The sequence below is a fragment of the Streptomyces sp. PH9007 genome (genome assembly GCF_059813725.1).
Window position 1 is genome coordinate 5,307,168 of the sequence record NZ_CM187440.1, and the last position, 23,850, is coordinate 5,331,017.

The 23,850-nt window shown below is 72.4% G+C and carries 22 protein-coding genes; 15 read left to right on the forward strand and 7 right to left on the reverse strand.

The annotated features are described in order from the left end of the window. The first annotated feature begins 6 nt into the window (after nt 1-6). The gene (locus ACTFAP_RS24480) at nt 7-1,374 is read left to right on the forward strand and encodes an 8-oxoguanine deaminase (RefSeq protein WP_400008344.1); all 1,368 of its coding nucleotides are present in this window, start codon (nt 7-9) and stop codon (nt 1,372-1,374) included. Between the two features lie 44 nt (nt 1,375-1,418). Next, nucleotides 1,419-2,687 (forward strand): sulfite oxidase, encoded by a 1,269-nt coding sequence (locus ACTFAP_RS24485; RefSeq protein ID WP_500467398.1) that lies wholly within the window; start codon nt 1,419-1,421, stop codon nt 2,685-2,687. Nucleotides 2,688-2,711: 24 nt separating this feature from the next. Here ACTFAP_RS24485 and ACTFAP_RS24490 read toward each other — a convergent pair whose 3' ends face one another. The 5 genes from ACTFAP_RS24490 to ACTFAP_RS24510 form a co-directional block, all read right to left on the reverse strand. Next, on the reverse strand, nt 2,712-3,878 hold the full coding sequence (locus ACTFAP_RS24490; RefSeq protein ID WP_495682345.1) for a phospholipase D-like domain-containing protein: 1,167 nt from the start codon (nt 3,876-3,878) through the stop codon (nt 2,712-2,714). Nucleotides 3,879-3,921: 43 nt separating this feature from the next. Then, on the reverse strand, nt 3,922-5,502 hold the full coding sequence (aceB, locus tag ACTFAP_RS24495) for a malate synthase A (protein WP_500467400.1): 1,581 nt from the start codon (nt 5,500-5,502) through the stop codon (nt 3,922-3,924). Between the two features lie 65 nt (nt 5,503-5,567). Further along, on the reverse strand, nt 5,568-6,185 hold the full coding sequence (locus ACTFAP_RS24500) for a nucleotidyltransferase family protein (protein ID WP_500469555.1): 618 nt from the start codon (nt 6,183-6,185) through the stop codon (nt 5,568-5,570). After that, nucleotides 6,182-6,820: a Uma2 family endonuclease gene (locus tag ACTFAP_RS24505; protein WP_234389635.1), complete on the reverse strand. Its 639-nt coding sequence runs from the start codon at nt 6,818-6,820 to the stop codon at nt 6,182-6,184. Before ACTFAP_RS24505 ends, ACTFAP_RS24500 begins: the two co-directional genes overlap by 4 nt. A gap of 135 nt (nt 6,821-6,955) precedes the next feature. Beyond that, the gene (locus ACTFAP_RS24510; protein ID WP_030730633.1) at nt 6,956-7,732 is read right to left on the reverse strand and encodes an IclR family transcriptional regulator; all 777 of its coding nucleotides are present in this window, start codon (nt 7,730-7,732) and stop codon (nt 6,956-6,958) included. 134 nt (nt 7,733-7,866) lie between these two features. On the opposite strand from ACTFAP_RS24510, the gene allB reads away from it, so the two are divergent. The 4 genes from allB to ACTFAP_RS24530 all read left to right on the forward strand — a co-directional run bounded on the left by allB (nt 7,867) and on the right by ACTFAP_RS24530 (nt 12,252). Beyond that, a complete protein-coding gene (allB, locus tag ACTFAP_RS24515; RefSeq protein WP_500469557.1) occupies nt 7,867-9,270 on the forward strand; it encodes an allantoinase AllB in 1,404 nt (467 codons plus the stop codon). Continuing rightward, the gene (gene alc / locus ACTFAP_RS24520; protein WP_495682348.1) at nt 9,267-10,328 is read left to right on the forward strand and encodes an allantoicase; all 1,062 of its coding nucleotides are present in this window, start codon (nt 9,267-9,269) and stop codon (nt 10,326-10,328) included. Before allB ends, alc begins: the two co-directional genes overlap by 4 nt. 108 nt (nt 10,329-10,436) lie before the next feature. Continuing rightward, a complete protein-coding gene (locus tag ACTFAP_RS24525) occupies nt 10,437-10,871 on the forward strand; it encodes a ribonuclease domain-containing protein (RefSeq protein ID WP_390121871.1) in 435 nt (144 codons plus the stop codon). 139 nt (nt 10,872-11,010) lie between these two features. Beyond that, on the forward strand, nt 11,011-12,252 hold the full coding sequence (locus ACTFAP_RS24530; RefSeq protein WP_495682349.1) for a cytochrome P450: 1,242 nt from the start codon (nt 11,011-11,013) through the stop codon (nt 12,250-12,252). Nucleotides 12,253-12,271: 19 nt separating this feature from the next. Here the strand turns inward: ACTFAP_RS24530 and ACTFAP_RS24535 are convergent, their stop codons facing one another. Then, the gene (locus ACTFAP_RS24535) at nt 12,272-12,862 is read right to left on the reverse strand and encodes a dihydrofolate reductase family protein (RefSeq protein ID WP_495682350.1); all 591 of its coding nucleotides are present in this window, start codon (nt 12,860-12,862) and stop codon (nt 12,272-12,274) included. 77 nt (nt 12,863-12,939) lie between these two features. Here ACTFAP_RS24535 and ACTFAP_RS24540 point away from each other — a divergent pair, with 77 nt between their 5' ends. The 6 genes from ACTFAP_RS24540 (at nt 12,940) to ACTFAP_RS24565 (ending at nt 18,320) form a co-directional block, all read left to right on the forward strand. Then, nucleotides 12,940-13,527, forward strand: a complete 588-nt coding sequence (locus tag ACTFAP_RS24540; RefSeq protein ID WP_495682351.1) for a TetR family transcriptional regulator — start codon at nt 12,940-12,942, stop codon at nt 13,525-13,527. Between the two features lie 148 nt (nt 13,528-13,675). After that, on the forward strand, nt 13,676-14,737 hold the full coding sequence (locus tag ACTFAP_RS24545; protein WP_451747395.1) for a sugar ABC transporter substrate-binding protein: 1,062 nt from the start codon (nt 13,676-13,678) through the stop codon (nt 14,735-14,737). Further along, nucleotides 14,734-15,804, forward strand: coding sequence for an ABC transporter permease (locus tag ACTFAP_RS24550; protein ID WP_500467402.1), 1,071 nt, complete (start codon nt 14,734-14,736; stop codon nt 15,802-15,804). The genes ACTFAP_RS24545 and ACTFAP_RS24550 overlap by 4 nt, the downstream gene beginning before the upstream one ends. After that, the gene (locus ACTFAP_RS24555) at nt 15,801-16,601 is read left to right on the forward strand and encodes an ATP-binding cassette domain-containing protein (protein ID WP_200363415.1); all 801 of its coding nucleotides are present in this window, start codon (nt 15,801-15,803) and stop codon (nt 16,599-16,601) included. Before ACTFAP_RS24550 ends, ACTFAP_RS24555 begins: the two co-directional genes overlap by 4 nt. 25 nt (nt 16,602-16,626) lie before the next feature. Further along, complete coding sequence (locus ACTFAP_RS24560) at nt 16,627-17,775, forward strand: ROK family glucokinase (RefSeq protein ID WP_030730656.1); 1,149 nt, start codon at nt 16,627-16,629, stop codon at nt 17,773-17,775. Beyond that, nucleotides 17,772-18,320, forward strand: coding sequence for a hypothetical protein (locus tag ACTFAP_RS24565; RefSeq protein WP_495682354.1), 549 nt, complete (start codon nt 17,772-17,774; stop codon nt 18,318-18,320). The genes ACTFAP_RS24560 and ACTFAP_RS24565 overlap by 4 nt, the downstream gene beginning before the upstream one ends. Nucleotides 18,321-18,354: 34 nt before the next feature. On the opposite strand, the gene ACTFAP_RS24570 is transcribed toward ACTFAP_RS24565, so the two are convergent. Next, complete coding sequence (locus tag ACTFAP_RS24570; protein ID WP_500467403.1) at nt 18,355-21,003, reverse strand: serine/threonine-protein kinase; 2,649 nt, start codon at nt 21,001-21,003, stop codon at nt 18,355-18,357. Nucleotides 21,004-21,295: 292 nt separating this feature from the next. Here ACTFAP_RS24570 and ACTFAP_RS24575 point away from each other — a divergent pair, with 292 nt between their 5' ends. The 3 genes from ACTFAP_RS24575 to ACTFAP_RS24585 are packed head-to-tail and all read left to right on the forward strand — an operon-like array spanning nt 21,296 to nt 23,846. Continuing rightward, nucleotides 21,296-22,051, forward strand: coding sequence for an ABC transporter ATP-binding protein (locus ACTFAP_RS24575; protein WP_500467405.1), 756 nt, complete (start codon nt 21,296-21,298; stop codon nt 22,049-22,051). Further along, complete coding sequence (locus ACTFAP_RS24580; protein WP_500467406.1) at nt 22,039-23,277, forward strand: DUF7224 domain-containing protein; 1,239 nt, start codon at nt 22,039-22,041, stop codon at nt 23,275-23,277. Before ACTFAP_RS24575 ends, ACTFAP_RS24580 begins: the two co-directional genes overlap by 13 nt. Then, nucleotides 23,274-23,846, forward strand: a complete 573-nt coding sequence (locus tag ACTFAP_RS24585) for a hypothetical protein (protein ID WP_500467407.1) — start codon at nt 23,274-23,276, stop codon at nt 23,844-23,846. Before ACTFAP_RS24580 ends, ACTFAP_RS24585 begins: the two co-directional genes overlap by 4 nt. Nucleotides 23,847-23,850: the final 4 nt, after the last annotated feature.

Consider the following 23,850-nt stretch of genomic DNA (forward strand, 5'->3'; position numbering starts at 1 on the left):
ACCGCCATGACGACGGTCATCGAGCACTGCGCCATCGCCACCGTGGACGCGGCCGGCACCGAGTACGCCGACGGTCACCTGGTGATCGCCGGCGACCGGATCAAGGCGGTCGGCCCGGGCCCCGCGCCCCGCGAACTCCCCGACGACGGGAGCCCGCTGCGCCGCGTCGACGCCTCCGGGGCCCTCGCCACGCCCGGACTCATCAACACTCATCACCACTTCTACCAGTGGCTGACCCGCGGCCTGGCCCAGGACGCCCACCTCTTCGACTGGCTGGTCGCCCTCTACCCCCGGTGGTCCCGCATCGACGAGCAGATGGTGCACACCGCCGCCCGCGCCTCCCTCGCCATGATGGTCAGGGGCGGGGTCACCAGCGCCGTGGACCACCACTACATCTTCCCGCGCGGCACCGGTGACCTGCTCGGCGCCGAGATCGCCGCCGCCCGCGAGATCGGCGTCCGCTTCACCGCCGCCCGCGGCTCGATGGACCTGGGCGCCTCGGACGGCGGACTGCCCCCGGACTTCGCCGTGGAGAGCACGGACGACGCCCTCGCCGCGACCGAGGCGGCGATCGACGCCCACCACGACCCGGGCTTCTCGGCCATGCTGCGGATCGCGGTCGCCCCGTGCTCACCGTTCTCCGTGTCCACGAAGCTCCTGCGCGAGGCCGCCGAACTCGCCCGCCGCAAGGGGGTGCGGCTGCACACCCACGGCTCGGAGACCGTGGAGGAGGAGGCGTTCTGCCACGAACGGTTCGGCATGGGCCCCACCGACTACTTCGAGTCCACCGGCTGGCTCGGCGAGGACGTGTGGATGGCCCACTGCGTCCACATGACCGACGCCGACGTGGCGGCCTTCGCCCGCACCGGCACCGGCGTGGCCCACTGCCCCTCCTCCAACGCCCGGCTCGCCGCCGGCATCGCCCGCGTGCCCGATCTGCTGGCGGCCGGCGTCCCGGTCGGCCTCGGCGTGGACGGCACCGCCTCCAACGAATCCGGCGAACTCCACACCGAACTGCGCAACGCCCTGCTGATCAACCGCCTCGGACCGCACCGCGAGGCCGCCCTGAGCGCCCGCCAGGCACTGCGGCTGGCCACGTACGGCGGCGCGCAGGTGCTCGGCCGCACCGACGGGACCGGCTCGCTGGAGCCCGGCAAGCTCGCCGACGTGGTGCTGTGGCAACTGGACGGGCTCGGTCACTCCACCATCGCCGACCCGGTCGCCGCCCTGGTGCTCGGCCCGCCCGCCCCCGTCACCCTCTCCCTCATCGGCGGCCGGCCGGTCGTCGAGCACGGGCGGCTGCTGACCGCCGACGAGCACGAGATCGCCCGCGCCGCGCGCACCGCATCCCGGCGGCTGGCGGATTGTTCATAGTGCGTCAATGGTGAGTGGGGCCGATCACCACCAGGATCGGTCCCATGACGAACGACGAGCGGGCGTACGACCGCGGGCGGCTCGGCCAGTGGCTGGCCGGTACGGCGCGGGCCGAGGGCATCGAACGACGCGATCTGCTGCGGCTGCTGGCGGCGGCCGGGGTGGGGGCGGCGACGGCGGCCACGGTCGGCGCGGCGGCGCGACCGGCCGCGGCGGCGACCGGCGCGACGGCGGCGGGCATCGTCAAGCCCCTGCCCGCGGACCGGTTCGTCATCCACGGCACCAACGCCGAGACCCGCTGGTCCGCGCTGCGCGGCACCGGCTACCACACCCCCAACGACCTCTTCTTCGTCCGCAACCACACCGTCACCCCCGCCCTCGACGCCGCCACCTGGCGGCTGCGGATCTGGGGCGACGGGCTGCGCGGCGCCCGGCCCGCCGCGTTCTCCCTGGACGACCTGCGCGCCCTGCCCGCCGTCGAGCGCTCCGTCTTCGTCGAGTGCGCGGGCAACGGCCGCAGCTTCTTCGACCGGCAGCAGGGCGAGCCGGTCTCCGGCACCGCCTGGTCGCTGGGCGCCATCGGCATGGCCCGCTGGCGCGGCGTCCGGCTGGCGGAGGTGCTGCGCCGGGCCGGCCTGTCCCCGCACGCGGTGGACATCCAGCCGCGCGGCCTGGACGACGCGTTCTTCTCCGGCGGCGTGAACCTGGGCCGGGTACGCCGCCCGCTGCCCGTCGCGAAGGCACTGGACGACGTCCTGCTGGCGTACGAGATGAACGGCGCGCCGCTGCCGCCCGACCACGGCCACCCCGTACGGCTGCTGGTGCCGTCCTGGATCGGCATCTCCTCGATCAAATGGCTGGGTGACATCGAGGTGTCGGCCACCCCGCTCTACTCGCCCTGGAACACCGACCTCTACCGCCTCTTCGGCCCCGGACACCCCGAGGAGGGCAGCGCGCCGCTGAGCCGGCAGACCCTCAAGAGCGCCTTCGAACTCCCGTGGGAGGCACCGCTGAGCGCCGGCCGCGCCCAACTGCTCACCGGCCGCTCGTGGTCGGGCGGGCGCGGGGTGCGCTCCGTGGAGATCAGCGTCGACGGCGGCACCGCGTGGCGCCCCGCCACCCTCCACGACGCGCCACGCCCCGGCGGCTGGGTGCGCTGGTCCCTGCGCTGGACCCCGCGCACCCCGGGCCGCACCGAACTGCTGGCCAGGGCCACCGACGTGGACGGCACCACCCAGCCGGAGCGCACCGCGCACAACACCCAGGGCTATCTCTTCGACGCGGTGGTGCGCCATCCCGTGACGGTCGCCTGACCCGCCACGGGGCGAGGTGAGCGGTCAGCCGGCCCGGGACCACAGCTGGGTGAAGTTGGCCCGGTAGCTGTCGGCGATGCCCGGCAGCTCCACCCGGATCATCGTCTCGTCGTGCGCGCGCAGCGACGGTCCTGTGAGGTTGTGCGAGCCGGTGAAGACCAGGGAGCGGCCGGCCGATCCGTTGTAGTTACCGGTGTAGACGATGTACTTCGAGTGCAGGCTGTCCAATCCGCGCACCGTGATGTTGGCGTGGCCGGCCAGCCGGTTCCGGATGTAGTCGGTCATGTTGTCGCCGCCGACCACGCGCACCCGGCAGCCGAGGTTCGCGATCCGGATCAGCTCGTCCGCCACCGGTGCGCGCGGCCCGGTGAACTGGGCGTGCGCCACATCCAGGGAACAGCCGGACTGGTAGCGGGTGATGTAGCGCAGCCGCCCGACGACCAGGTCGGTGGACGCCTCGGCCCCGGTGCCGCCCGAGGAGTCGGCGCGCGGCGGGAAGAAGACCCGGATGTCGCTCACCGGTGAGGCGAAGTACCCGTCGGCGGACGTGTAGTAGTTGTTGTCGCGGCGCTGGGCGAGCAGATTGTCCATGTGCCGCAGGAACGCGCCGCGCAGTTCCGCGTCCCCGTGGATCACCACCGCGTTGTTGAACAGCCGCAGTTGCGGGTTGGTGATGTTGGCCGAGCTGACGAACACCACCTGCGACAGGTCGCCGGTCGCGGAGAAGGTGAAGAACTTGTTGTGGTTGAGGGAGTTGGAGCGGTTGGCGATGCAGGAGGAGTTGCCGACGGCGCTGTTGCCGCACAGCACGAGACGGGTCAGCCCGGCGTTCTTCAGGACGCCGATGGCGGCGTTGTCGGGGGCGGAGTTGCTGCCGCCCTCGCCCTCCTTGTCCACGGCGAGCCGCACGGCGACGCCGCGCGCCTGGGCGCGGGCCAGCGCCTCGGCCACCGGGGTGCGGGTCCAGGTGTACATCGCGCCGTGGATCGAGGACCCGGCGGGAGCGCCGTCGATCAGGTCCACAAGATGGTTCTCGATGGTGTGGTCGGGCTGACCGTCGGCCGGCATGTTGAAGACGGTGTACGAGCCGACCGCCGCTGCCGCCCCGGCCGCCGGAGGAGCGGCCGTGACGGTCAGCAGCGCGGTCATCGCGAGCGCCAGGAGTGCGGCGAGGGGAACGGTGAGACGCATGGCGTGATGTGTACCCGCCAATCGTCCCCCGCAACAGTGGCTGTCAGTCGAGCAGTTCGTAGGCGGGCAGCGTCAGGAAGTCGACATACGTCTCGTCCAGGGCGATGCGCAGCAGCAGATCGAAGGCCCGCTGCCAGCCGCCCGAGGCGAAGCCCTCCTCGCCCACCTCCTCACGGATGGCGGCCAGTTCCTCACCGGCGACCGTCCGCACGTAGTCGCGGGTGACCCGCTGTCCGTCCGCCAGCTCCACGCCCGCGTCGATCCACTGCCACAACTGCGAGCGGGAGATCTCGGCGGTGGCGACGTCCTCCATGAGGTGGAAGACGGCGACCGCGCCCCGGCCCGCCAACCAGGCTTGCAGGTAACGGGTGCCCACCTGCACGGCGTTGCGCACCCCGGCCTCGGTGGGGCGGGCGTCGAGCGAGCCGATGTCCAGCAGATCGGCCGCGCTCACCTTCACGTCCTCGCGCAGCCGGTCCTTCTGGTGCGGACGGTCCCCGAGCACGGCGTCGAAGGACGCCCGGGCCACCGGCACCAGGCCCGGGTGCGCCACCCAGGAGCCGTCGAACCCGTCGGCGGCCTCGCGGTCCTTGTCGCCCTTGACCTTGTCGAAGGCGATGGCGTTCGCCTCGGCGTCCTTGGCCGGGATGAACGCGGCCATGCCGCCGATCGCGTGGGCGCCGCGCTTGTGGCAGGTGCGCACCAGCAGTTCGGTGTAGGCGCGCATGAAGGGGGCCGTCATCGTCACGGCGTTGCGGTCGGGCAGCACGAACGCGGGGCCGGCGTCCCGGAAGTTCTTGATGAGGGAGAAGAGGTAGTCCCAGCGTCCGGCGTTCAGGCCCGAGGCGTGCGCGCGCAGTTCGTGGAGGATCTCCTCCATCTCGAACGCGGCGGTGATCGTCTCGATGAGCACGGTGGCCCGGATCGAGCCGTGGTCGATGCCGATGTACTCCTCGGCGAAGGTGAACACGTCGTCCCACAGCCGTGCCTCGCGGTGCGACTCCAGCTTGGCGATGTAGAAGTACGGGCCCTTGCCGAGTTCGAGCAGCAGTTCCGCGTTGTGGAAGAAATACAGGCCGAAGTCGACCAGCGCACCGGGCACGGGGCGGTCGTCCAGGACGAGATGCCGCTCGTCCAGGTGCCAGCCGCGCGGGCGCGCCACGACCGTGGCCAGCTCGGCGTCCGGCTTGAGCGCGTAGTGCTTGCCGCGCTCGTCGGTGAAGTCGATGCGGCGGCGGTAGGCGTCGGCGAGGCTGAGCTGACCGCCGATCACATTCGCCCAGGTGGGGGAGGATGCGTCCTCGAAGTCGGCGAGCCAGATCCGGGCCCCGGAGTTGAGGGCGTTGACGGTCATCTTGCGGTCGGTGGGGCCGGTGATCTCCACCCGCCGGTCCCGCAGCGCCTCGGGGGCGGGTGCGACCTGCCACTCGCCCTGCCGGATGTGGGCGGTGTCGGGCAGGAAGTCGAGCGTGCCGGTACGGGCGATCTCGGCCCGCCGTTCGGCCCGCGCGGCGAGCAGTTCGTCCCGCCGGGGGGTGAACCTGCGGTGCAGCTCGGTGAGGAAGGCCAGGGCTTCACCGGTCAGCACCTCCTCCTGCCGGTCGACAACAGCCGTGACGGCCATGGCACTCACTCCTTCGACGAGCTACCAGCATGGAAAACGGATACTAGTTTCCTCATCGCGGAACCTCAATGACGTCTTTCGAACGCCGCAAGGTCCCCGGGGGTGTCGATGTCGGCGGGGTCGGCGACGTCGCCGCACTCGACGAGCGTGAGTGTGGCCGCGTGGGCCCGCAGATGGTCCCGGGCCCCCCGGTCGCCCACCGCGGCGGCCCGCACCCCGGCGAAGTGATCGGCGCCGATGAGCACCGGATGCCCGCGCCGCCCCCCGTACGCGGCGGAGGCCAGCGTGGCGGCCGACCGGTGGGCGGCGCGCACCCGTGCCACGGCCACGGCCCCGATCCCGGGCTGATCCACGAGCGTGACGAGGGCGGCCGAACCGCCGGCCGCCGTGACGGCGTCGAGCCCGGCGCGCAGGGAGGAACCCATCCCCGTCTCCCAGTCGGGATTGTCGACCAGCACGGCGTCGCGCAGCGCCGGAAGCCGCCGCACCTCATCTCCGCGCGCCCCCAGAACGACCACCACCCGCCGGCATCCCCCGCCCCGCAGCGCCCGCACCCCCCGTTCCACCAGCGGCAGCCCCCCGACGCGCAGCAGCGCCTTCCCACCCCCGCCCAGCCGCCGGCCGCCGCCCGCGGCGAGCAGGACACCGACGGTACTCAGGACACGCGCCCCTGTCCCCGTCAGTCCCGGGCCGGCCCGGTGATGGCCTCGGTGATGACGAAGCCCTTCGCGGCTCCCTCGGGGATCGCCGCCTCCTTGCCATAGGGAACGCGGGTCGACGCCTGATACACGGCCTCGGTGGGCGAGGGTGAGGTCAGGATCGAGACGGTGCCGTGGATGTCATGGTCATCGATGAGGACGTAGACCGGAATCCCAGCGCGGGCGTAGGCGGCCCGCTTGCGTTCCCGGTCGCGCACGGTGCTCGCCCGCCCGGGCGACACGACCTCCACTACGAGCTCCACGCAGGACACATCGAGTCCGAGTCCATCGGCGGTGAGCTCCGCCTTGTCGTCCTCGGGAGCGATGAGCAGGTCCGGGATGAAGACCTGCAGGTCGTGGATGACATTGACATCGGTGTACACGACATGGGGGGTGGGGAGGTAGTCCTCCAGGGCCCGCCGCAGGCGGTTGCTGACCGCGGCGTGGCGGAAACGGCCGGTGGGGGACACCTCGATGGACTCCTCGATGATCTCGGCGCGGTAGCCCTCGGGGAGTTCCAGGGAGATCCACGCCTGCCACAGCGCTTCGGCAAGGCTCGCTTCCGGGGGTTCCGTTGTCGGAACGTTCACCGGGGCCTCCAAAGTGAGTGCGGTCGTCACGGGACACCTCCTCCGTAGTCTGGGCGGTCGGTCGGTCGCGGGCAAGCGACCCATCCGAACGCTACGGACCGGGTGCGAAGGCGAATCGATACTGCGTGGTTTTGTCAGCCGATCGGGTCATCCCGATCTACCGGTTTACGGACCGGCCAGCGCCGACGACAGCTCGGCGGCCACCGTTCTCAGGATCGGGGCGAAGCGCTCCGTCGAGTGCTCCGTCACCCGCCCCGCCGGGCCCGAGATGGAGATGGCGGTCGCGGTCGGGGAGTCCGGGACCCGCACCGCGATGCACCGCACCCCTATCTCCTGCTCGTTGTCGTCGACCGCGTAGCCCCGCTCCCGCACCGTGCGCAGCGCCGCCACGAACGCCTCCGGCGTGGTGATCGTCCGCTCCGTCGAGGCCGGCATCCCGGTGCGCGCCAGCAGGGCCCGCACCTGATCCTCCGGCAGATCCGCCAGCAGTGCCTTGCCCACCCCGGTGGTGTGCGGCAGCACCCGGCGGCCCACCTCCGTGAACATCCGCATCGAGTGCCGCGAGGGCACCTGCGCCACGTACACCACCTCGTCGCCGTCCAGCAGCGCCATGTTCGCGGTCTCGCCGGTCTCCTCGACCAGCCGTGCCAGCTGCGGGCGCGCCCAGGTGGCCAGCGGGCGCGCGGCGCTCTCGCCCAGCCGGATCAGCCGCGGCCCCAGCGCGTACCGGCGGTTGGCCTGCTGCCGTACGTATCCGCAGCTCACCAGCGTCCGCATGAGCCGGTGGATGGTGGGCAGCGGCAGCCCGCTGGTGGTGGCCAGCTCGCTCAGTCCGATCTCTCCGCCCGCGTCGGCCATGTGCTCAAGGAGGCCGAAAGCCCGTTCGAGGGATTGGACCCCGCCACTGTTGGCGGAGGGCTTGCGCACGTCGGACGGCGGCACGTCGCGTTCCTTTCCCAGCCGATGACCGCAGCCTACCCGTCCTTGACGCGCTGCCCGGGCCCGCCGAAGATCTCTTCAACAAAGCGTTGAAGCAGGCCACGGCGAAGGGATGCCCCTTGTCCGCTGTCCCCCGGATGCCCGGCGTCACCGGTGTGCGCACCGGTCCCGATGTCGTGCTGCGCTCCACCCGCGTCGTCCTGCCCGACGGGGTACGGCCCGCCGCCGTCGAGGTGGCCGGCGGGCGGATCCGTGCCGTACGCGACCACGCCGCCGCTCTCGCCTCCGGCGCCGTGCTGCGGGACTACGGCGACGCCGCCCTGCTGCCGGGGCTCGTGGACACCCACGTCCATGTCAACGACCCCGGCCGCACCGCCTGGGAGGGCTTCACCACCGCCACCTCGGCGGCGGCCGCCGGCGGCATCACCACGCTCGTGGACATGCCGCTCAACAGCCTGCCACCCACCACCGATCCGGCCGCCCTCGCGGTCAAACGCGCCACCGCGCGCGAACAGGCCCACGTCGACATCGGCTTCTGGGGCGGGGCGGTGCCCGGCAACCTCGGCGCCCTGGCACCGCTGCACGCCGCAGGGGTGTTCGGGTTCAAGTGCTTCCTGTCGCCGTCCGGCGTCGAGGAGTTCCCGCACCTGGACCCGGTGGCGCTGGAGGCCGCCGTACGCGAGACCGCCGCCCTCGGCGCGCTGCTCATCGTGCACGCCGAGGACCCGCACCACCTCGCCGCCGCGCCCGCGCCGGACGGCAGCCGCCGGTACGCCGACTTCCTGGCCTCCCGCCCGCCCGCCGCCGAACACGCCGCCGTCGAGCTGCTGCTGACCCTCGCCCGCCGGTACGACGCCCGGGTCCACATCCTCCATCTGTCCGCCGCGACCGCCCTGCCCGCCATCGCCGCCGCCCGTGCCGGGGGAGCGCGGGTCACCGTCGAGACCTGTCCGCACTTCCTCACCCTCAGCGCGGAGGAGATCCCCGACGGAGCCACCGAGTTCAAGTGCTGCCCGCCCATCAGGGACACCGCCAACCAGAACACGCTGTGGGCCGCGCTCGCCGCCGGCACCATCGACGCCGTCGTCTCCGACCACTCACCGTCCACCGCCGACCTCAAGGTGCCCGACTTCGGCGCCGCCTGGGGCGGGATCTCCTCGCTCCAGCTCACCCTCCCCGCCGTGTGGACGGCCGCCAGGACCCGCGGGTTCGGCCTGGCCGACGTCGCCCGCTGGATGGCGGCGGGGCCGGCCGCCCTCGCCGGCCTGAGCAGCCGCAAGGGCGCGCTCGCCGCCGGCATGGACGCCGACCTCACCGTGCTCGACCCCGAGGCCGCCTTCACCGTCGACCCCACCGCCCTGCACCACCGCAACCCCGTCACCGCCTACGCCGGCCGCACCCTGCACGGGGTGGTACGGGAGACCTGGCTGCGCGGCGAACTCATCGCCGTGCGCGGCCGCGTCCTGGCCAGAACCGGACAGCTCATCGAACGCCCCCGGGAACCGGCCGACATCCCCGTGAGGAGCACCGTCACCCCATGAACCCCGTCCACTTCACCGGCCCCGCCGCCCCGTACGCCGGCGGCGACCCGTACGCCGACTACCGCACCCCCGACCCCACCACGCTGCCGTTCACCGAGCTCGCCGATCTCGCCGACCGGCGGATCGGTGGCACCGTCCTGGCGGCCTCCGACGAGTTCTTCGCCGAACGCGACCATCTGCTCGCCCCCGAGCCGGCCCACTTCGACCCGGCGGCCTTCGGCGTCCGCGGCAAGATCATGGACGGCTGGGAGTCCCGGCGCCGCCGCAGCGCCGTCCCCGGCGAGCACGACTGGGCGCTGATCCGGCTCGGCGCGCCCGGTGTGGTGCACGGAGTGCTGGTGGACACCGCCCACTTCCGGGGCAACCATCCGCAGGCCGTCCGGGTGGAGGCGGCCGAGGTCGACGGGCACCCGGACGCGGCGACGCTGCTCGCCGGCTCCACCCGGTGGACCGATCTGGTGCCGCGCACCGAGGTGGGCGGGCACGCCGCCAACGTCTTCGCGGTCGACGCCGCCGCCCGGGGGAAGCGGTTCACGCATCTGCGGCTGCGGCAGTACCCCGACGGCGGCATCGCGCGGCTGCGGGTGTTCGGGGAGGTCCGGCCCGATCCGGCGTGGCTGGCCGCCCTCGGTACCTTCGACCTGGTGGCGCTGGAGAACGGCGGGTTCGCCGAGGACGCCTCCGACCGTTTCTACTCCTCGCCGCTGAACACCATCACCCCCGGCCGCTCACGCACCATGGCCGAGGGCTGGGAGACCAGACGGCGCCGCGACGACGGGCACGACTGGGTGCGCTACCGGCTCGCCGGCCGGTCCGTGGTGCGCGCCGTGGAGATCGACACCGGCTGCTACAAGGGCAACGCGCCCGGCCACGCGGCGCTTTCGGTCCGGGAGGGGGAGACGGGGGAGTGGCGTGAGGCGCTGCCGCGTACGGCGCTGCTGCCGGACTCCGTGCACCGGTTCGTCCTGCCCGGCGCGCCGGCGGCCACCCACGCCCGGCTCGATGTCTTCCCGGACGGCGGGGTCGCCAGGCTGCGTCTGTACGGTTCGCTCACCTGACCGGGAGATGCTGTGGAGTTGCTCGGCGCGCTTGTGAACTCCTGGGAAAATTACGGCAGGCGCGGTTGACGGCCGTCACGCTACGCGCGTCACACTATTGGCATGGGCATGAACCTCATCTCCAGGATCGTCCGGACCGGCGCCATGGGCGCCCTCGCCACCGGGCTGCTCATCGGCGGCGGCGCGGCCACGGCAGGCGCCACCGCTTCCCCCACACCCCCCACCACCCCCACCGCTTCGGACATCGCCCCCACCGCCGTGGGCAATGTCTGCTACAGCGCGCTGCCCTCCCAGGCGTACGACACCCTCAACCTCATCGCCCGCGGCGGCCCGTACCCCTTCCCGCAGGACGGCACGACCTTCTACAACCGTGAAGGACTGCTGCCGCCCCAGTCGAGTGGGTATTACAAGGAGTACACGGTCATCACGCCCGGCAGCAGCACCCGCGGTGCCCGGCGCATCGTCACCGGGAACTCCTCGCGCGAGGACTACTACACCGCCGACCACTACGCCTCCTTCCGCCTGATCAACTACGGCTGCTGAACCGGGCCGAACCCCCCAGACCGCCGTCCCCCCACAGACGGCGCCGGGGCCCGCGTACCCCACATCTGCGCGGCGCCCCGGCGCTGTCACCCGGCCGGAAAGCACGTTTACGGCTGTGTGCGACAGTGAAGTCTCAGGCATGACCCCAGACGATGACGTCATCGATCTCGTCGATCAGCAGGCCGTGGGCGCCGACTTCACCCGCGATCCGTACGCCGTCTTCGCCGCGTTGCGCGAACGCGGCCCCGTCCACCACGTGCGCTTTCCCGAGGGCACGGACGGCTGGCTGGTCGTCGGCCACCGGCACGCCCGCGCCGTGCTGTCCGACAGCCGGCTCACCAAGCAGTGGCAGTACGCCCACCCGCGGCTGCGCAGCGCCCGGGTCTCCCCGGCCACCCACATGCTCGGCGCCGACCCGCCGGACCACACCCGGATGCGCGCCCTGGTGGCGCGGGAGTTCACCCCGCGCCGGGTGGCGGCCCTGGCGCCGCGCGTCCAGGCCATCACCGACGAACTCCTCGACACGATGCTGGCCGCTCCGGACGGCGCCACGGATCTGGTGGACGCGTTCTGCTTCCCGCTGCCCATCACCGTGATCTGCGAACTGCTGGGCGTGCCCTCGCTGGACCGCGAGCGGTTCCGCGGCTGGTCGAACCAGTTGCTCGGCGCCACGCTCGACCGGGAGGCCAAGCAGGAGACCGTGTCGCTGATGAGCCGCTATCTCCAGGGGCTCATCGACGCCAAACGCGAGGATCCCGGCGACGATCTGATGAGCGGGCTGATCCACACCGCCGACGAGGACGGCGACCGGCTCGCCCACGCCGAACTCATCGGCATGGCCTGGCTGCTGCTGATCGCCGGGCACGAGACCACCGTCAATCTGATCGGCAACGGCGTGCTGACACTGCTCCAGCACCCCGATCAACTGGCCCTGCTGCGCGAGGATCCCACCCTGCTGGACGGTGCGGTGGAGGAGATCCTGCGGTACGAGGGCCCGATCAGCACCCCCACCTACCGCTTCACCCGCGAGCCGTACGAGATCGCGGGAACCGTCATTCCGGGCGGCGGTGAAGTGGTGCTGCCGGCCATCGCCGACGCGGGGCGGGACCCCGAACGCTTCGCCGACCCGGACCGGTTCGACATCAGGCGGCGCGACAGCGGGGGCCACCTCGCCTTCGGGCACGGCATCCACCACTGCCTGGGCGCCCCGCTGGCCCGCATGGAGGGCCGGATCGCGCTGCGCGCCCTGCTGCTCGACCGCGCCCCCGACCTCACCCTGGACATCCACCCGGCCGCGATCGCCTGGCGGGACGGGTCCCTGGTCCGCGGCCCGGTACGGCTCCCGGTCCGCTGGAAGCCGCCGGTGCGCCGAGCAGGGTGACCGCCGGCCCCGCGGCCCCTCAGCGGGCCGCGGCGGCGCGCAGGTATCGCGTCACGCTGACACCGGAGTCGAAGGCGCGGGTGGCGACCGGGGTGAAGGGGGACGGGGCGAAGGGGCCGTCGAACAGCGGGATGCCGGAGCCCAGCACGATCGGGTTGCGCTTGATGACCATCTCGTCGATCTCCTCACGCAGCGCGGCGGCCAGCTTGCCCCCGCCGCACAGCCAGATCCCCAGGTCGCTCTCGCGCCGCTTCAGCTCCCGCACCACGCTCACCGGGTCCTCGGCGGTGACCCGCACCGAGGGGTCGGTGCCGGTCAGGGTGCGGGAGAAGACGTACTGCTCCAGGTGTGGGTAGGGGCTGGTGACGCCCCCGTCGAGGGCGAGGGCGTAGGTGCCCCGGCCCATCAGCACGGTGTCGAAGTGGCGGTGCGGTGCGTCCTCCAGGTCCAGCAGGGTGCGGAGCTGCCCGGGGAGGGTCTCCGGGTATTCGGGGGTCATCGCCTCCGAGACGTCCGCCTCGATGGGGAAGAAGTCGAACGTTCCGCCGGGGCCGGCGATGTAGCCGTCCAGGGTGGCGGCGATGTAGTAGGTGAGACGGCGCACCGGCATTCCTGTCCGTTGATGTACTCTGCTTGAAGTGGTGTGAACGTAGTACTGCACTTGTAGTGGTGTCAAGGGAGATCCATATGCGCCAGAACCCCGCACGCCGCACCGCGCTCCTGGACGCCGCCATCGAGGTGCTCGCCGGCGAGGGCTCCCGCGGCCTGACCCTGCGCGCCGTCGACAAGGCGGCCGGCGTCCCCACCGGTACCGCGTCCAACTACTTCAGCAACCGCTCCCAGCTCCTCGGCCAGCTCATGGCCCGGGTCCAGGAACGGCTCACCCCCGACCCCGCGCAGCTCGCCCACACCCTGGAGGCAGGACCCTCCCGGGAGGCGGTCGCCGTCCTCATGCGCCGGCTCATGGAACTGCTGCGCACCGACCGCTCCGCCCATCTCGCCATGCTGGAACTGCGCCTGGAAGCCACCCGCCGCCCGGAGCTCGCCGCCGAACTGAGCAGCTTCCTCGGCGCCGAGGTGACCGCGATCACCGGCTTCTACGCCGACCACCGGCTGCCCGGCGGGCGCGGCGGGGCGTTCCTGCTGTACCTGGCCATGCTCGGGCTCATGGTCAACGAACTGACCGTCCCCGAACTGCTCGCCGGCCACCGCGAGCAGGAGCTGATCGAGGCCCTGGTGAACCGCCTGCTCCCGGCGGACTCCCCGTCCGCGTGAGAGCGGGTACGGGGGGCGGCATGCGCATGGCGGGATCCCGCCGGTACCGTTCCGGACGGCGTGGCGGATACTTGGCCGGGACCCTCAGCCGGATACATGCCGGATGAAACAGACGATGAAGGAGACGGGGCCGCGTGGTGAGGTGCGGATGAGCCGACGACGAGGCAGGCACACGGGCCGGGCCGCCACCGCCGTGCTGCTGCTCACCTCGATTCTGCTGGCGACGGCCGGATGCAGCTCCACGGGCGGCCGGCGGGCGGAGAACGCCGATCCCACCGCGGACGCCGGCACCGCTTCCGGCGGGGGCGGCGGCGGTGGTGGCGGCGGGAGCGCCGCCGGTACCGGCGCGGGCGGCTACACCCTGGCCATGGTCACCCACTCCGGCGACGGCGACACCTACTGGGACATCGTGCGCAGCGGGGCCGAGGTGGCGGCAGAGAAGGACAACGTCAACTTCCTCTACTCCCACGACAGCGACGCCGGGCAGCAGGCCCAGCTGGTGCAGACCGCCATCGACCAGGGCGTCGACGGGCTGATCGTCACCCTCGCCAAGCCGGAGGCCATGGAGGACGTCGTACGGCGTGCCGTCGCCGCCGGCATCCCGGTGATCACCGTCAACTCCGGCCAGGAGGTCTCGGCCGGCTACGGGGCGCTGGCCCACATCGGCCAGGACGAGGTGCTGGCCGGCGAGGCGGTCGGCGAGCAGCTGAACGAACGCGGCGCCGCCAAGGCCGTCTGCCTCTTCCACGAACAGGGCAATGTCGGCCACGAACAGCGCTGCGACGGTGTCCGGAACACGTTCGAGGGGAGCGTGGAGAACCTCTACGCGGACGGCACCAACATGCCCGCGGTGGAGTCCACCCTGGAGGCCCAGCTGATCACCGACCCGTCGCTCGACACCGTCATCACCCTCGGTGCCCCGTTCGCGCCGGTGGCCGCCAAGGCCGCCCAGCAGGCGGGCAGCGACGCCGAGATCGTCACCTTCGACCTGAACGCCCAGGTCGCGGTCGGCCTCCAGGACGGTTCCATCGCCTTCGCCGTGGACCAGCAGCCCTACCTCCAGGGGTACGAGTCGGTCGACCTGCTGTGGCTGCACCTGACGAACGGCAACATGTTGGGCGGCGGCGAGCCGGTGCTCACCGGACCGCAGATCGTCACCCAGGACGAGGCCGAGGCCCTGATCGAGTACGCCCAGCGAGGCACCCGGTGACCGAGACCACGACCGCCGCCACCCCGCCGCCCGCCGCAGGGCGCCCGGACGGGGACGACCGCCTCATACGCCGCTCGCTGCCGCGCCGGCTGCTGGGCCGCCCCGAACTGGGCGCGGTGATCGGCGCCGCCGCCCTGTTCGTCTTCTTCGCGATCGTCGCCGACAGCTTCCTGAAGCTCGGCTCGCTGTCCACGATCGTCTACGCGTCCTCCACCATCGGCATCATGGCCGTCCCGGTGGCGCTGCTGATGATCGGCGGCGAGTTCGACCTGTCCACCGGGGTGCTGGTCACCTCCTCGGCGCTGGTCTCCTCGATGGTCAGCTACCAGTTCACCGCGAACGTGTGGGTCGGCGTGGGCGTCTCGCTCCTGGTCACCCTGGCGGTGGGCCTGTTCAACGGCTTCATGCTGGTGCGCACCAAGCTGCCCTCGTTCATCATCACGCTGGGCACCTTCCTGATGCTCACCGGCATCAACCTGGGCCTGACCAAGGTCATCAGCGGCACCGTCACCACCCGCAGCATCGGCGACATGGACGGCTTCGACTCCGCCCGCTCCGTCTTCGCCGCCCGCTACGAGGTGGGCGGCGCCAGCATCAACGTCACCGTCCTGTGGTGGCTGGGCCTGATCGCCCTCGCCACCTGGATCCTGCTGCGCACCCGCGCCGGCAACTGGATCTTCGCGGTCGGCGGGGCACCCGAGGCGGCCCGCGCGGTCGGCGTCCCGGTGACCCGTACCAAGATCGGCCTCTACCTGGGCGTGGCGTTCGCCGCCTGGATCTCCGGGCAGCACCTGCTCTTCAGCTACGACGTCATCCAGTCCAGCGAGGGCATCGGCAACGAGCTGATCTACATCGCGGCGGCCGTCATCGGCGGCTGTCTGCTCACCGGCGGCTACGGCTCGGCGATCGGCGCCGCGGTGGGCGCGTTCATCTTCGGGATGACCAACAAGGGCATCGTCTTCGCCCAGTGGGACCCCAACTGGTTCAAGTTCTTCCTGGGCGCGATGCTGCTGCTGGCCACGCTGCTGAACGCCTGGATCCGCAAGCGGGCGGAGGCCACCCCATGACGGACCACGCACCTCTGCTGGAGCTGGAGCGGGTCAGCAAGCTGTACGGCAACATCCGGGCGCTCACCGATGTCTCGCTGACCGTCGAGGCGGGGCGGGTGAGCTGTGTCCTGGGGGACAACGGTGCCGGCAAGTCCACCCTCATCAAGATCATCTCCGGGCTGCACCGGCACGACTCCGGCGCGTACCGCCTGGAGGGCACCGAGCTGCACCTGGGCTCCCCGCGCGACGCCCTGGACCGCGGTATCGCCACCGTCTACCAGGACCTCGCCGTCGTCCCGCTGATGCCCATCTGGCGCAACTTCTTCCTCGGCTCGGAGCCGGTGAAGGGCCGCGGCCCGCTGCGCCGCCTGGACGTGGCGACCATGCGCGCCACCACCCGTACGGCCCTGGCGCGGATGGGCATCGACCTGCGGGACGTGGACCAGCCGATCGGGACCCTGTCCGGCGGTGAACGGCAGTGCGTGGCCATCGCCCGCGCCGTGCACTTCGGCGCCCGCGTGCTGGTGCTGGACGAGCCGACCGCCGCCCTCGGTGTCAAGCAGGCCGGGGTCGTCCTGCGGTACGTGGCCGCCGCCCGCGACGCGGGGCTGGGCGTCGTCCTGATCACCCACAACCCGCACCACGCCCATCTGGTGGCGGACCGGTTCGTGCTGCTCAAGCGCGGCACGATGGCCGGCAGCCACCGGGCCGACGAGATCACCCTCGACGAGCTGACCCGGCAGATGGCGGGCGGCGCCGAGCTGGCGGAGCTGGGGCACGAACTGCGGCGGGGAGATCCCACGGACGCCGCCTAGGGCGCGGTAAGGCAGAATCAAGCCGATGAGTACCTACCGTGAGCGAGTGCACCGGTCATCGGCGAGGGCGACGGTGCTGCGCACCATCGCCACCCGTGAGCGCCGCTCGCATCTGTCGGCGCCCAGGGTGCCCACCGTCGGTATCGACATCGGCGGCACGAAGGTGATGGCCGGGGTCGTGGACGCGGACGGCACCGTGCTGGAGCGGGTGCGCACCGAGACCCCGGACAAGTCCAAGAGCCCCAAGGTCGTCGAGGACACCATCGCCGAGCTGGTGCTGGACCTGTCCGACCGGCACGATGTGCACGCGGTGGGCATCGGCGCGGCCGGATGGGTGGACGCGGACCGCTCCAAGGTGCTGTTCGCCCCGCACCTGGCGTGGCGCAACGAGCCGCTGCGCGACGCGCTGACCGCGCGCCTGGCGGTCCCGGTCATGGTGGACAACGACGCCAACACCGCCGCCTGGGCGGAGTGGCGCTTCGGCGCCGGGCGCGGCCAGGACCAGCTGGTGATGATCACGCTGGGTACCGGTATCGGCGGCGCCATACTGGAGGGCGGCCGGGTCAAGCGGGGCCAGTACGGGGTGGCGGGGGAGTTCGGCCACATGCAGGTGGTGCCGGGCGGGCACCGCTGCCCGTGCGGCAACCGGGGCTGCTGGGAGCAGTACAGCTCGGGCAACGCGCTGGTGCGCGAGGCCCGCGAGCTGGCCGCCGCCGACTCCCCGGTGGCGCATCACACGCTGGAGCGGGTCAGCGGCCAGATCAGCGAGATCACCGGGCCGATGATCACCGAGCTGGCCCGGGACGGCGACGCGATGTGCGTGGAGCTGCTCCAGGACATCGGGCACTGGCTCGGGGTGGGCATCGCCAACCTCGCCGCCGCCCTCGACCCCTCCTGCTTCGTCATCGGGGGAGGCGTGAGCGAGGCGGACGATCTGCTGATCGGACCGGCGCGGGACGCGTTCCGCCGCCAGCTCACCGGGCGCGGCTACCGCCCGGAGGCCCGGATCGTCCGGGCCCAGCTGGGCACCGACGCCGGCATGGTCGGCGCCGCCGACCTGGCCCGTCTGGTGGCCCGCCGCTTCCGCCGCGCCAACCGCCGCCGGGCGGAGCGCATCCACCGGGGCGGCGGCTTCGACCTGAGCCTGCCACGATCGTGGTCGATCAGCTCATGAGCACGGCGACCGACACCGAGCGCCCGCCGCACCGCCCCCGGCACCGCTGGCTCGCGGCGATCGTGGTGGTGCTGCTGATCGCGATCCCGGCCGGCTATCTCGCGATGTCGGCGTGGCAGAGCCGGGAGAGCGGCGAGGACAAGGCCAGATCGGCGTCCGCGCGGGCGCTGATCTACGAGTGGCCGAGCAAGGTGCAGCGCCGGATCTACGACGTCCCGATCCCGGACGGTTCCACCTATGTCGGCTACTACGAGACCAACGCCTGGCAGCGCAGCACGATGTACGTGCAGTTCCGCACCACGCCCGGCCAGCTGGCGGTCTTCCTGGAGGAGGCCGGCACCGAGCGGGCGGCGCTGCGGGAGGGCACCATCGCCATCGCCCCCAGCCAGGCGGACGTGATCGGCTGGTCCTTCGACGACCCGGGCCGTACCTTCGCGAGCACGGTGATCCCGGGCTCCGCCTCCGAGCCCGAGGTGACGATCACGGTGGACATCACCAAGGACGAGAACCCCCGCGTCTACGTGGTCTCCACGACGGAACCCTGACCGGGCCCCCGGCCGGCGCGCCCGTACGCGGGCATCACCTCACGTCGGAGGCGGCGTGGGGGGTTCCCTCGGCCCGCAGCCGAGCGGCCCGCTCGTGCAGCTCGTAAAGCTTGTCGAACGCGGGGTGCCGGTGCGTGCCCGGGTCCTCGGCGTGTTCGCGCAGCCCCTGGAGATAGTCACGGACGGCGAGGACGAGGGGGTTGTCCGCGTCGACGAGTCGCAGGCAGTCGGTGAGCAGCTCCTCGAACACCGCGGCGGTCACGGTGACGTCCTCGCCCGCACGTCCCCGTGCGTCGGCCAGGCCGGCGCGGCTGATGAGCGTGAGGAGATGCTCGCCCTCCCACATCCGGCGGGCAAAGGCGAGCGTGTCCTCGTACACGGTGGCCGCTTCGCCGAACTCTCCCGCTTCCAGGAGCAGGTCGGCGAAGTCGGAGCGGGCCTTGACGGTGGCGAAGTGGTCCTCGCCCGCCACCTGTGCGAGCTTGTCGAGGAAGTCGCGGTAGGCGAGGACCGCTCCGACGGGGTCGCCCGCCTCGCTCCGCAGCGAGATGAGCGTTCCCCACAGGTCGAGGCTGTCGAGGTTGTCGCGGCCCAGCACGCGCTGGTGGTCGGAGAGCTGGCGGGCGTACTCCCGCAACATCCGGCGGGGGGCGTCCTCCTCGTCCCGAACCCAGGCCAGCTCCCTTCTGAGGTCGAGAAGGCGGCGGCGTGCCCGGAGCGTGTCCGGATGGTCGGGCCCTCCCTTCCGCAGGTGGGTCGCGACGATGTCTTCGTAATCCGCCCGGGCGCCCGCGTGATCCCCCGCCAGCGCCCTCATCGAACCGAGCCGCTCGCGCAGTTCGAGGGTGCGGGGGTCGTCGGGGCCCAGGACCCGCAGGTGATCGCGGAGGAGGGCGGCGAGTTCGGCGACCGCTCCGGCGGCGTCGCCCGTCTCCCCCCGCAGGCGTGCGAGCTCGCCACGCACCTTCAGTGTCTGACGATGGTCCGGCCCCAGCGCGCGTTCACAGTCCGTGAGCAGATCTGTGAACGCGGCGAGCCCCATCGCCGGGCCATTGAACCCGCTCGTGAACTCAGCCATCAGGATGCGGAGTTCGAGGGTGTCGGGGTGGTCCGGGCCCAGGACCCGTTCCTCGTCCGTGACGACCTCGGACAGCAGACGCAGGCATCCCACCGCGTCTCCGGCCTTCCCCAGGTGAAGTGCGCCGGCTCTGCGGACCGTCAGGGTGTCGGGGTGGTCCGGGCCCAGGACGCGCACGTGATCCTCGGCCAACCGGGCGAAAATCGCGGCGATTTCGACGGCGTCTGTCGACAGGGCGCGGTAGTGGGCGTGGACGAGACGGTCCGCGAGTGTCTCGGGGTGGTCCGGCCCGAGGAGGCGTTCGCGGTCGGTGATGAGCTCAGCCAGCAGACGCGTGGCCTCGACGTCATCCCCCGCCATGGCCAGGTAGTAGGCGTGGGCGCTGCGGGCGATGAGAGGCCCGGGGTGCTCGGGGCCCAGGACACGTGTGTGGTCTTCGGCCAACTGGGCGAAGAACGCGGCGGCTTCGGCCGGCCTTCCCGTTTCACCCAGGTGAAAGGCGTGGTCGTACCGGGCGGTGAACGTCTGAGGGTGATCGGGTCCCAGGTCACGTTCCCGGTCGGCGATGAGCTGAGTCATCTGCCGTGTGGTGCCACCGGGGTCGCCGTCGCCCGGGGGAGTCGGGTGCGCCGCGCCGTCTGCCGGGTCGCCCGGGCGCGGGGCGGTGGCCGTCGGCGCGGCGTGGTCCGGGGTGGGGCCGGCCGGCTGGGTGTAGGCAGCGGTGGGAGACGCGGCACGGTGATGGATGAGGGTGGTGACGGCGTCGGGCCAGGGGGAGTCGGCGCGGACGTCCTCCGGTGGATCCCAGTGGGCGGGAATCCGGTCCAGCAACTCGCTGAGCGTGGGGCGGTCGTCCGGGTTCTTGGCCAGGCAGGCGGCGGTCAGCTTGTGGAGCGCCCCGTGCAGGCCGGCCAGTCCCGGCGGATTGTGGAGGACACGATGGAGAACGGCCAGCGGCATTCCCTGGCCGAACGGCTCGGAGCCGGTGGCGGCGAAGGCGATGACGGCTCCGAGCGCGAAGACGTCACTGGCCGGGCCCACCGGCCGGTCCTCGATCTGTTCGGGGGAGATGAAGCCGGCCGTGCCGATGATCTGACCGGCCCCGGTCAGCGCGGTGCTCTCCAGGGTCCGGGCGATCCCGAAGTCGATCACGCGGGGCCCGTCCGTGGCCAGCAGCACGTTCGAGGGCTTGAGATCCCGGTGGAGCAGGCCCGCGGCGTGGACGGTCTGCAACGCCTCGGCGAGCCCGGCCATCAGCGGCCACACCGCTTCTTCCGGCAGTCTCCCGGCGCTGGTCACGGCTGTGGCCAGATCCGGCCCGGGGATGTAGAGGGTGGCGAGCCACGGCGGATCGTCCGACGGTCCGGCGGCCACCACCGGCGCGGTGAACGCCCCGCTGACGGCCCGCGCCGCCTGTACCTCCCGGGCGAAGCGCCGCCGGAACTCCGGCTGTCGGGCCAGATGGGGGTGAACGACCTTCACCGCCACGGCCCGACCACCGGGGGACCGGCCCAGGAACACCTCGCCCATGCCCCCCGCGCCCAGCCGGCCCCGCAGCACGAACGCGCCGATCCGCCGTGGATCCCCCGCCGCCAGCGGCTCCATCGCGCCCCCTCCTCGTGCCCGACCCGCACGGGTCCACCCGCCGGGCCCCTACCCAACCACCGGGCGGCCACCCGGAAACCGTCCGAGGATGGTCTTGGGGAATGCCGCCGGTCACAGCCGGCTCTGCACCGGCGGGGGCACCCACCGGTGGATCGCTTTGGATCTCGCCCATGACGGGACTCCCCGCGACCCGTCGCTCCCACCGCATGTTCCCGAATCCGCCACACTGTCAACTCACCTATGTATAGCTCGTGTTGAAGCGTTGACGGGTTGATCATAAGGTCTGGTGATCATGCCGATCACCTTTCAGGACTGCGCCTTCGGCTACCGCCGGAACCGGCCCGTCCTCCATGACCTCACGCTCACCTTCCCCACCGGGCGCACCCTGTTCCTCGGTGTCAACGGCGCGGGCAAGAGCACCGTTCTCTCCCTCGCCGCCACCGTCCTGCGGCCCGCCGCCGGCCACGTCCGGCACGGCGCGCTGCGCACCGACCGCCGCGCCGATCTGCGCACGTACCGGCGCCGGGTCGCCTGGCTGCCGCAGCAGGTGGCCCCGGTGCCCGGACTGACCGTCAGCGAACAGGTCGCCTACGCCGGCTGGCTCAAGGGCATGCGCCAGGGCGATGCCCGGCAGCGGGCGCCGCAGGCGCTGGCCCAGGTCGAGATGGAGGAGTTCGCGGACCACCGGACCACCCAGCTGTCCGGCGGCCAGCTGCGCCGCGTCGCCATCGCCCAGGCCCTCGTCCACGACGCCGAGGTGCTGCTCCTGGACGAACCCACCGCCGGGCTGGACCTGCGCCAGCGCCGGGTCTTCCAGGACGTCCTGCACCAGCTGCCCCCGCACGTCCACGCCATCGTCTCCACCCACGACGTGGCCGATGTCGAGACCGACTTCGAGCAGGTCGTCGTACTCGACGCCGGTGAGATGCTGTTCACCGGACCCGTCGCCGACTTCCTCGACCACGCGCCGGCCGGCACCCCCGCCGCCCGCCGCGCGGAGGAAGCCTTCCACGCCCTCACCGCACCGGAGGCGGCATGCGCTTCCTGACCTCGCTGCGGATCTCCAGCGTCGCCTGGGCCCTGCTGCCGACCCTGCTCGTCTCCTGGATCATGACGGAGGACCGGAGCCGGTTCGCCACCGAGGGATACGGGGCCGCGGCGGCCACCTCCGCACTGGAGGCGATTTTCGTGCCCGCTGCGGCCTGCGCCGGCTGCGCGGCCTGGGAGGCGTGGCGGCTGCGGCGGGCCGGGATCTGGCGGCTGCCGCACGGGCGCGGTCGCTATCTGATCGCGGCCAACGCCCTCGCCCCGGTGGCGTTCCTGGGCGCCGCCGGTCTGCTCGTCTCGCTGGCCTGCGCCTGGGTGGAGGTGCGCGCGCTGCCCGACCTCGCCAGCGTGCCCATGCTGCTCACCGGCGTCCTCGTCCTCATCTCCCACAGCGCGATCGGGTTTCTGCTCGGCAGCCTGCTGCCCGGCCTCCTCGCCACCCCGCTGATGCTCCTGGCGAGCTATCTGTGGATGGGCCTCCCCGGCGCGATGGAGCCGCCGCTGCGCTATCTCAACGGCCTGCCGATCGGCTCGATCTGGGTGACGGAGACCTTCGCCGTGGGCAGCTGGGCCGCCCCCGGGCTGCTTGCTCTCGGCCTGATCGCCGGCACCATGGCGGCGGTCGCCCCGGTCCTGCGGGGCATGGCAATGCGCGCGCTGGCCGCGGCCGGCTGCGTCACCGCCGCCGCCCTGGGCGCGTACGCCATCGTGGCGGACTGGGAGTACAGCCCCCCGACGGTGCCGCGCGCCGTCACCCCCGTGTGCGCCGGAGAGGCGCCCGCCGTCTGTGTGCCGCCCGAGTTCCACGCGGCGCTGCCCGGCGCCCGGGAGGCCGCCGATGAGGTGGTGCCGTTGCTGGCCGCGGCCGGGTTCACCGTCCCGGAACGGATCGTGATGCAGTCCGACCGGGCGTCCCTGCCCGAGAACACCTGGCTCTTTCACTCCTACCCCCACCTGACCGACGAGGAGCACCGGACGTCGATCGCCTACAGCCCGCTGCCGCCGCGCCCCGGCTGCGCCTTCGACATGACCACCGACTGGGAGGCGGAGGAGCTGGCCCACGCCTGGCTGTGGCTCACCGCCGGCGCGCCGCGCAGCTATGACCGGTACGAGGACGAGACCCTCGCCGTGGCCGAGGAGATCCGGAAGCTGCCCGTCGCCGGGCAACAGGCATGGTTCCAGGGGCTCAAGGAGCCGCTGACCACCTGCGTGCCGGAGGTCCTGTGACGCTCTGGGCCCGGGCCCGGCAGCTGTGGCTGCTCGCCCTCGCACTCCCGCTGTACGCGCTCGTCCTCGTGCTCCTCGACGACCGCGGAGTGTTCTTGCCGGCGCTCTCCGGTTCGCCGCCCGCCACCGCTCTGGCACTGTTCGTACCGCTGCTGATCGTCCTCACGCTGCTGCACTGCCTCGGCCGGCGACTGCACGGCCAGGAAAGCACCGGCGTACGGCGCACGTGGCGGTACGACATGGCGCTGTGCGCCGCCGCCGTCGCACCGGCCGCGCCGCTGGGGTATCTCCTCGCCGAGTGGCTGGACTTCCCGCCCCTGGCGGCCACCGGCCGCACCCTGCTGATGCTGCTGGCCCGGGGCCTCGCCGACGACCGCGCGGCCGGCGCCGTACCCGTGCTGTGGCTCGTGCTGATCACCCTCTTCGGGTACAGCAGCCTCGGCCACCCCTACCTCTGGACGGTGCTCCTGATGCCGCCCGGGGACGAGGCCGCCTGGGCGGTGTCGGCCGCCGTGTTCGCGGCCGGTCTCGCCCTGCTGCCCCGGGCCGGGCGGGTACGGTCCGGCTGAATCC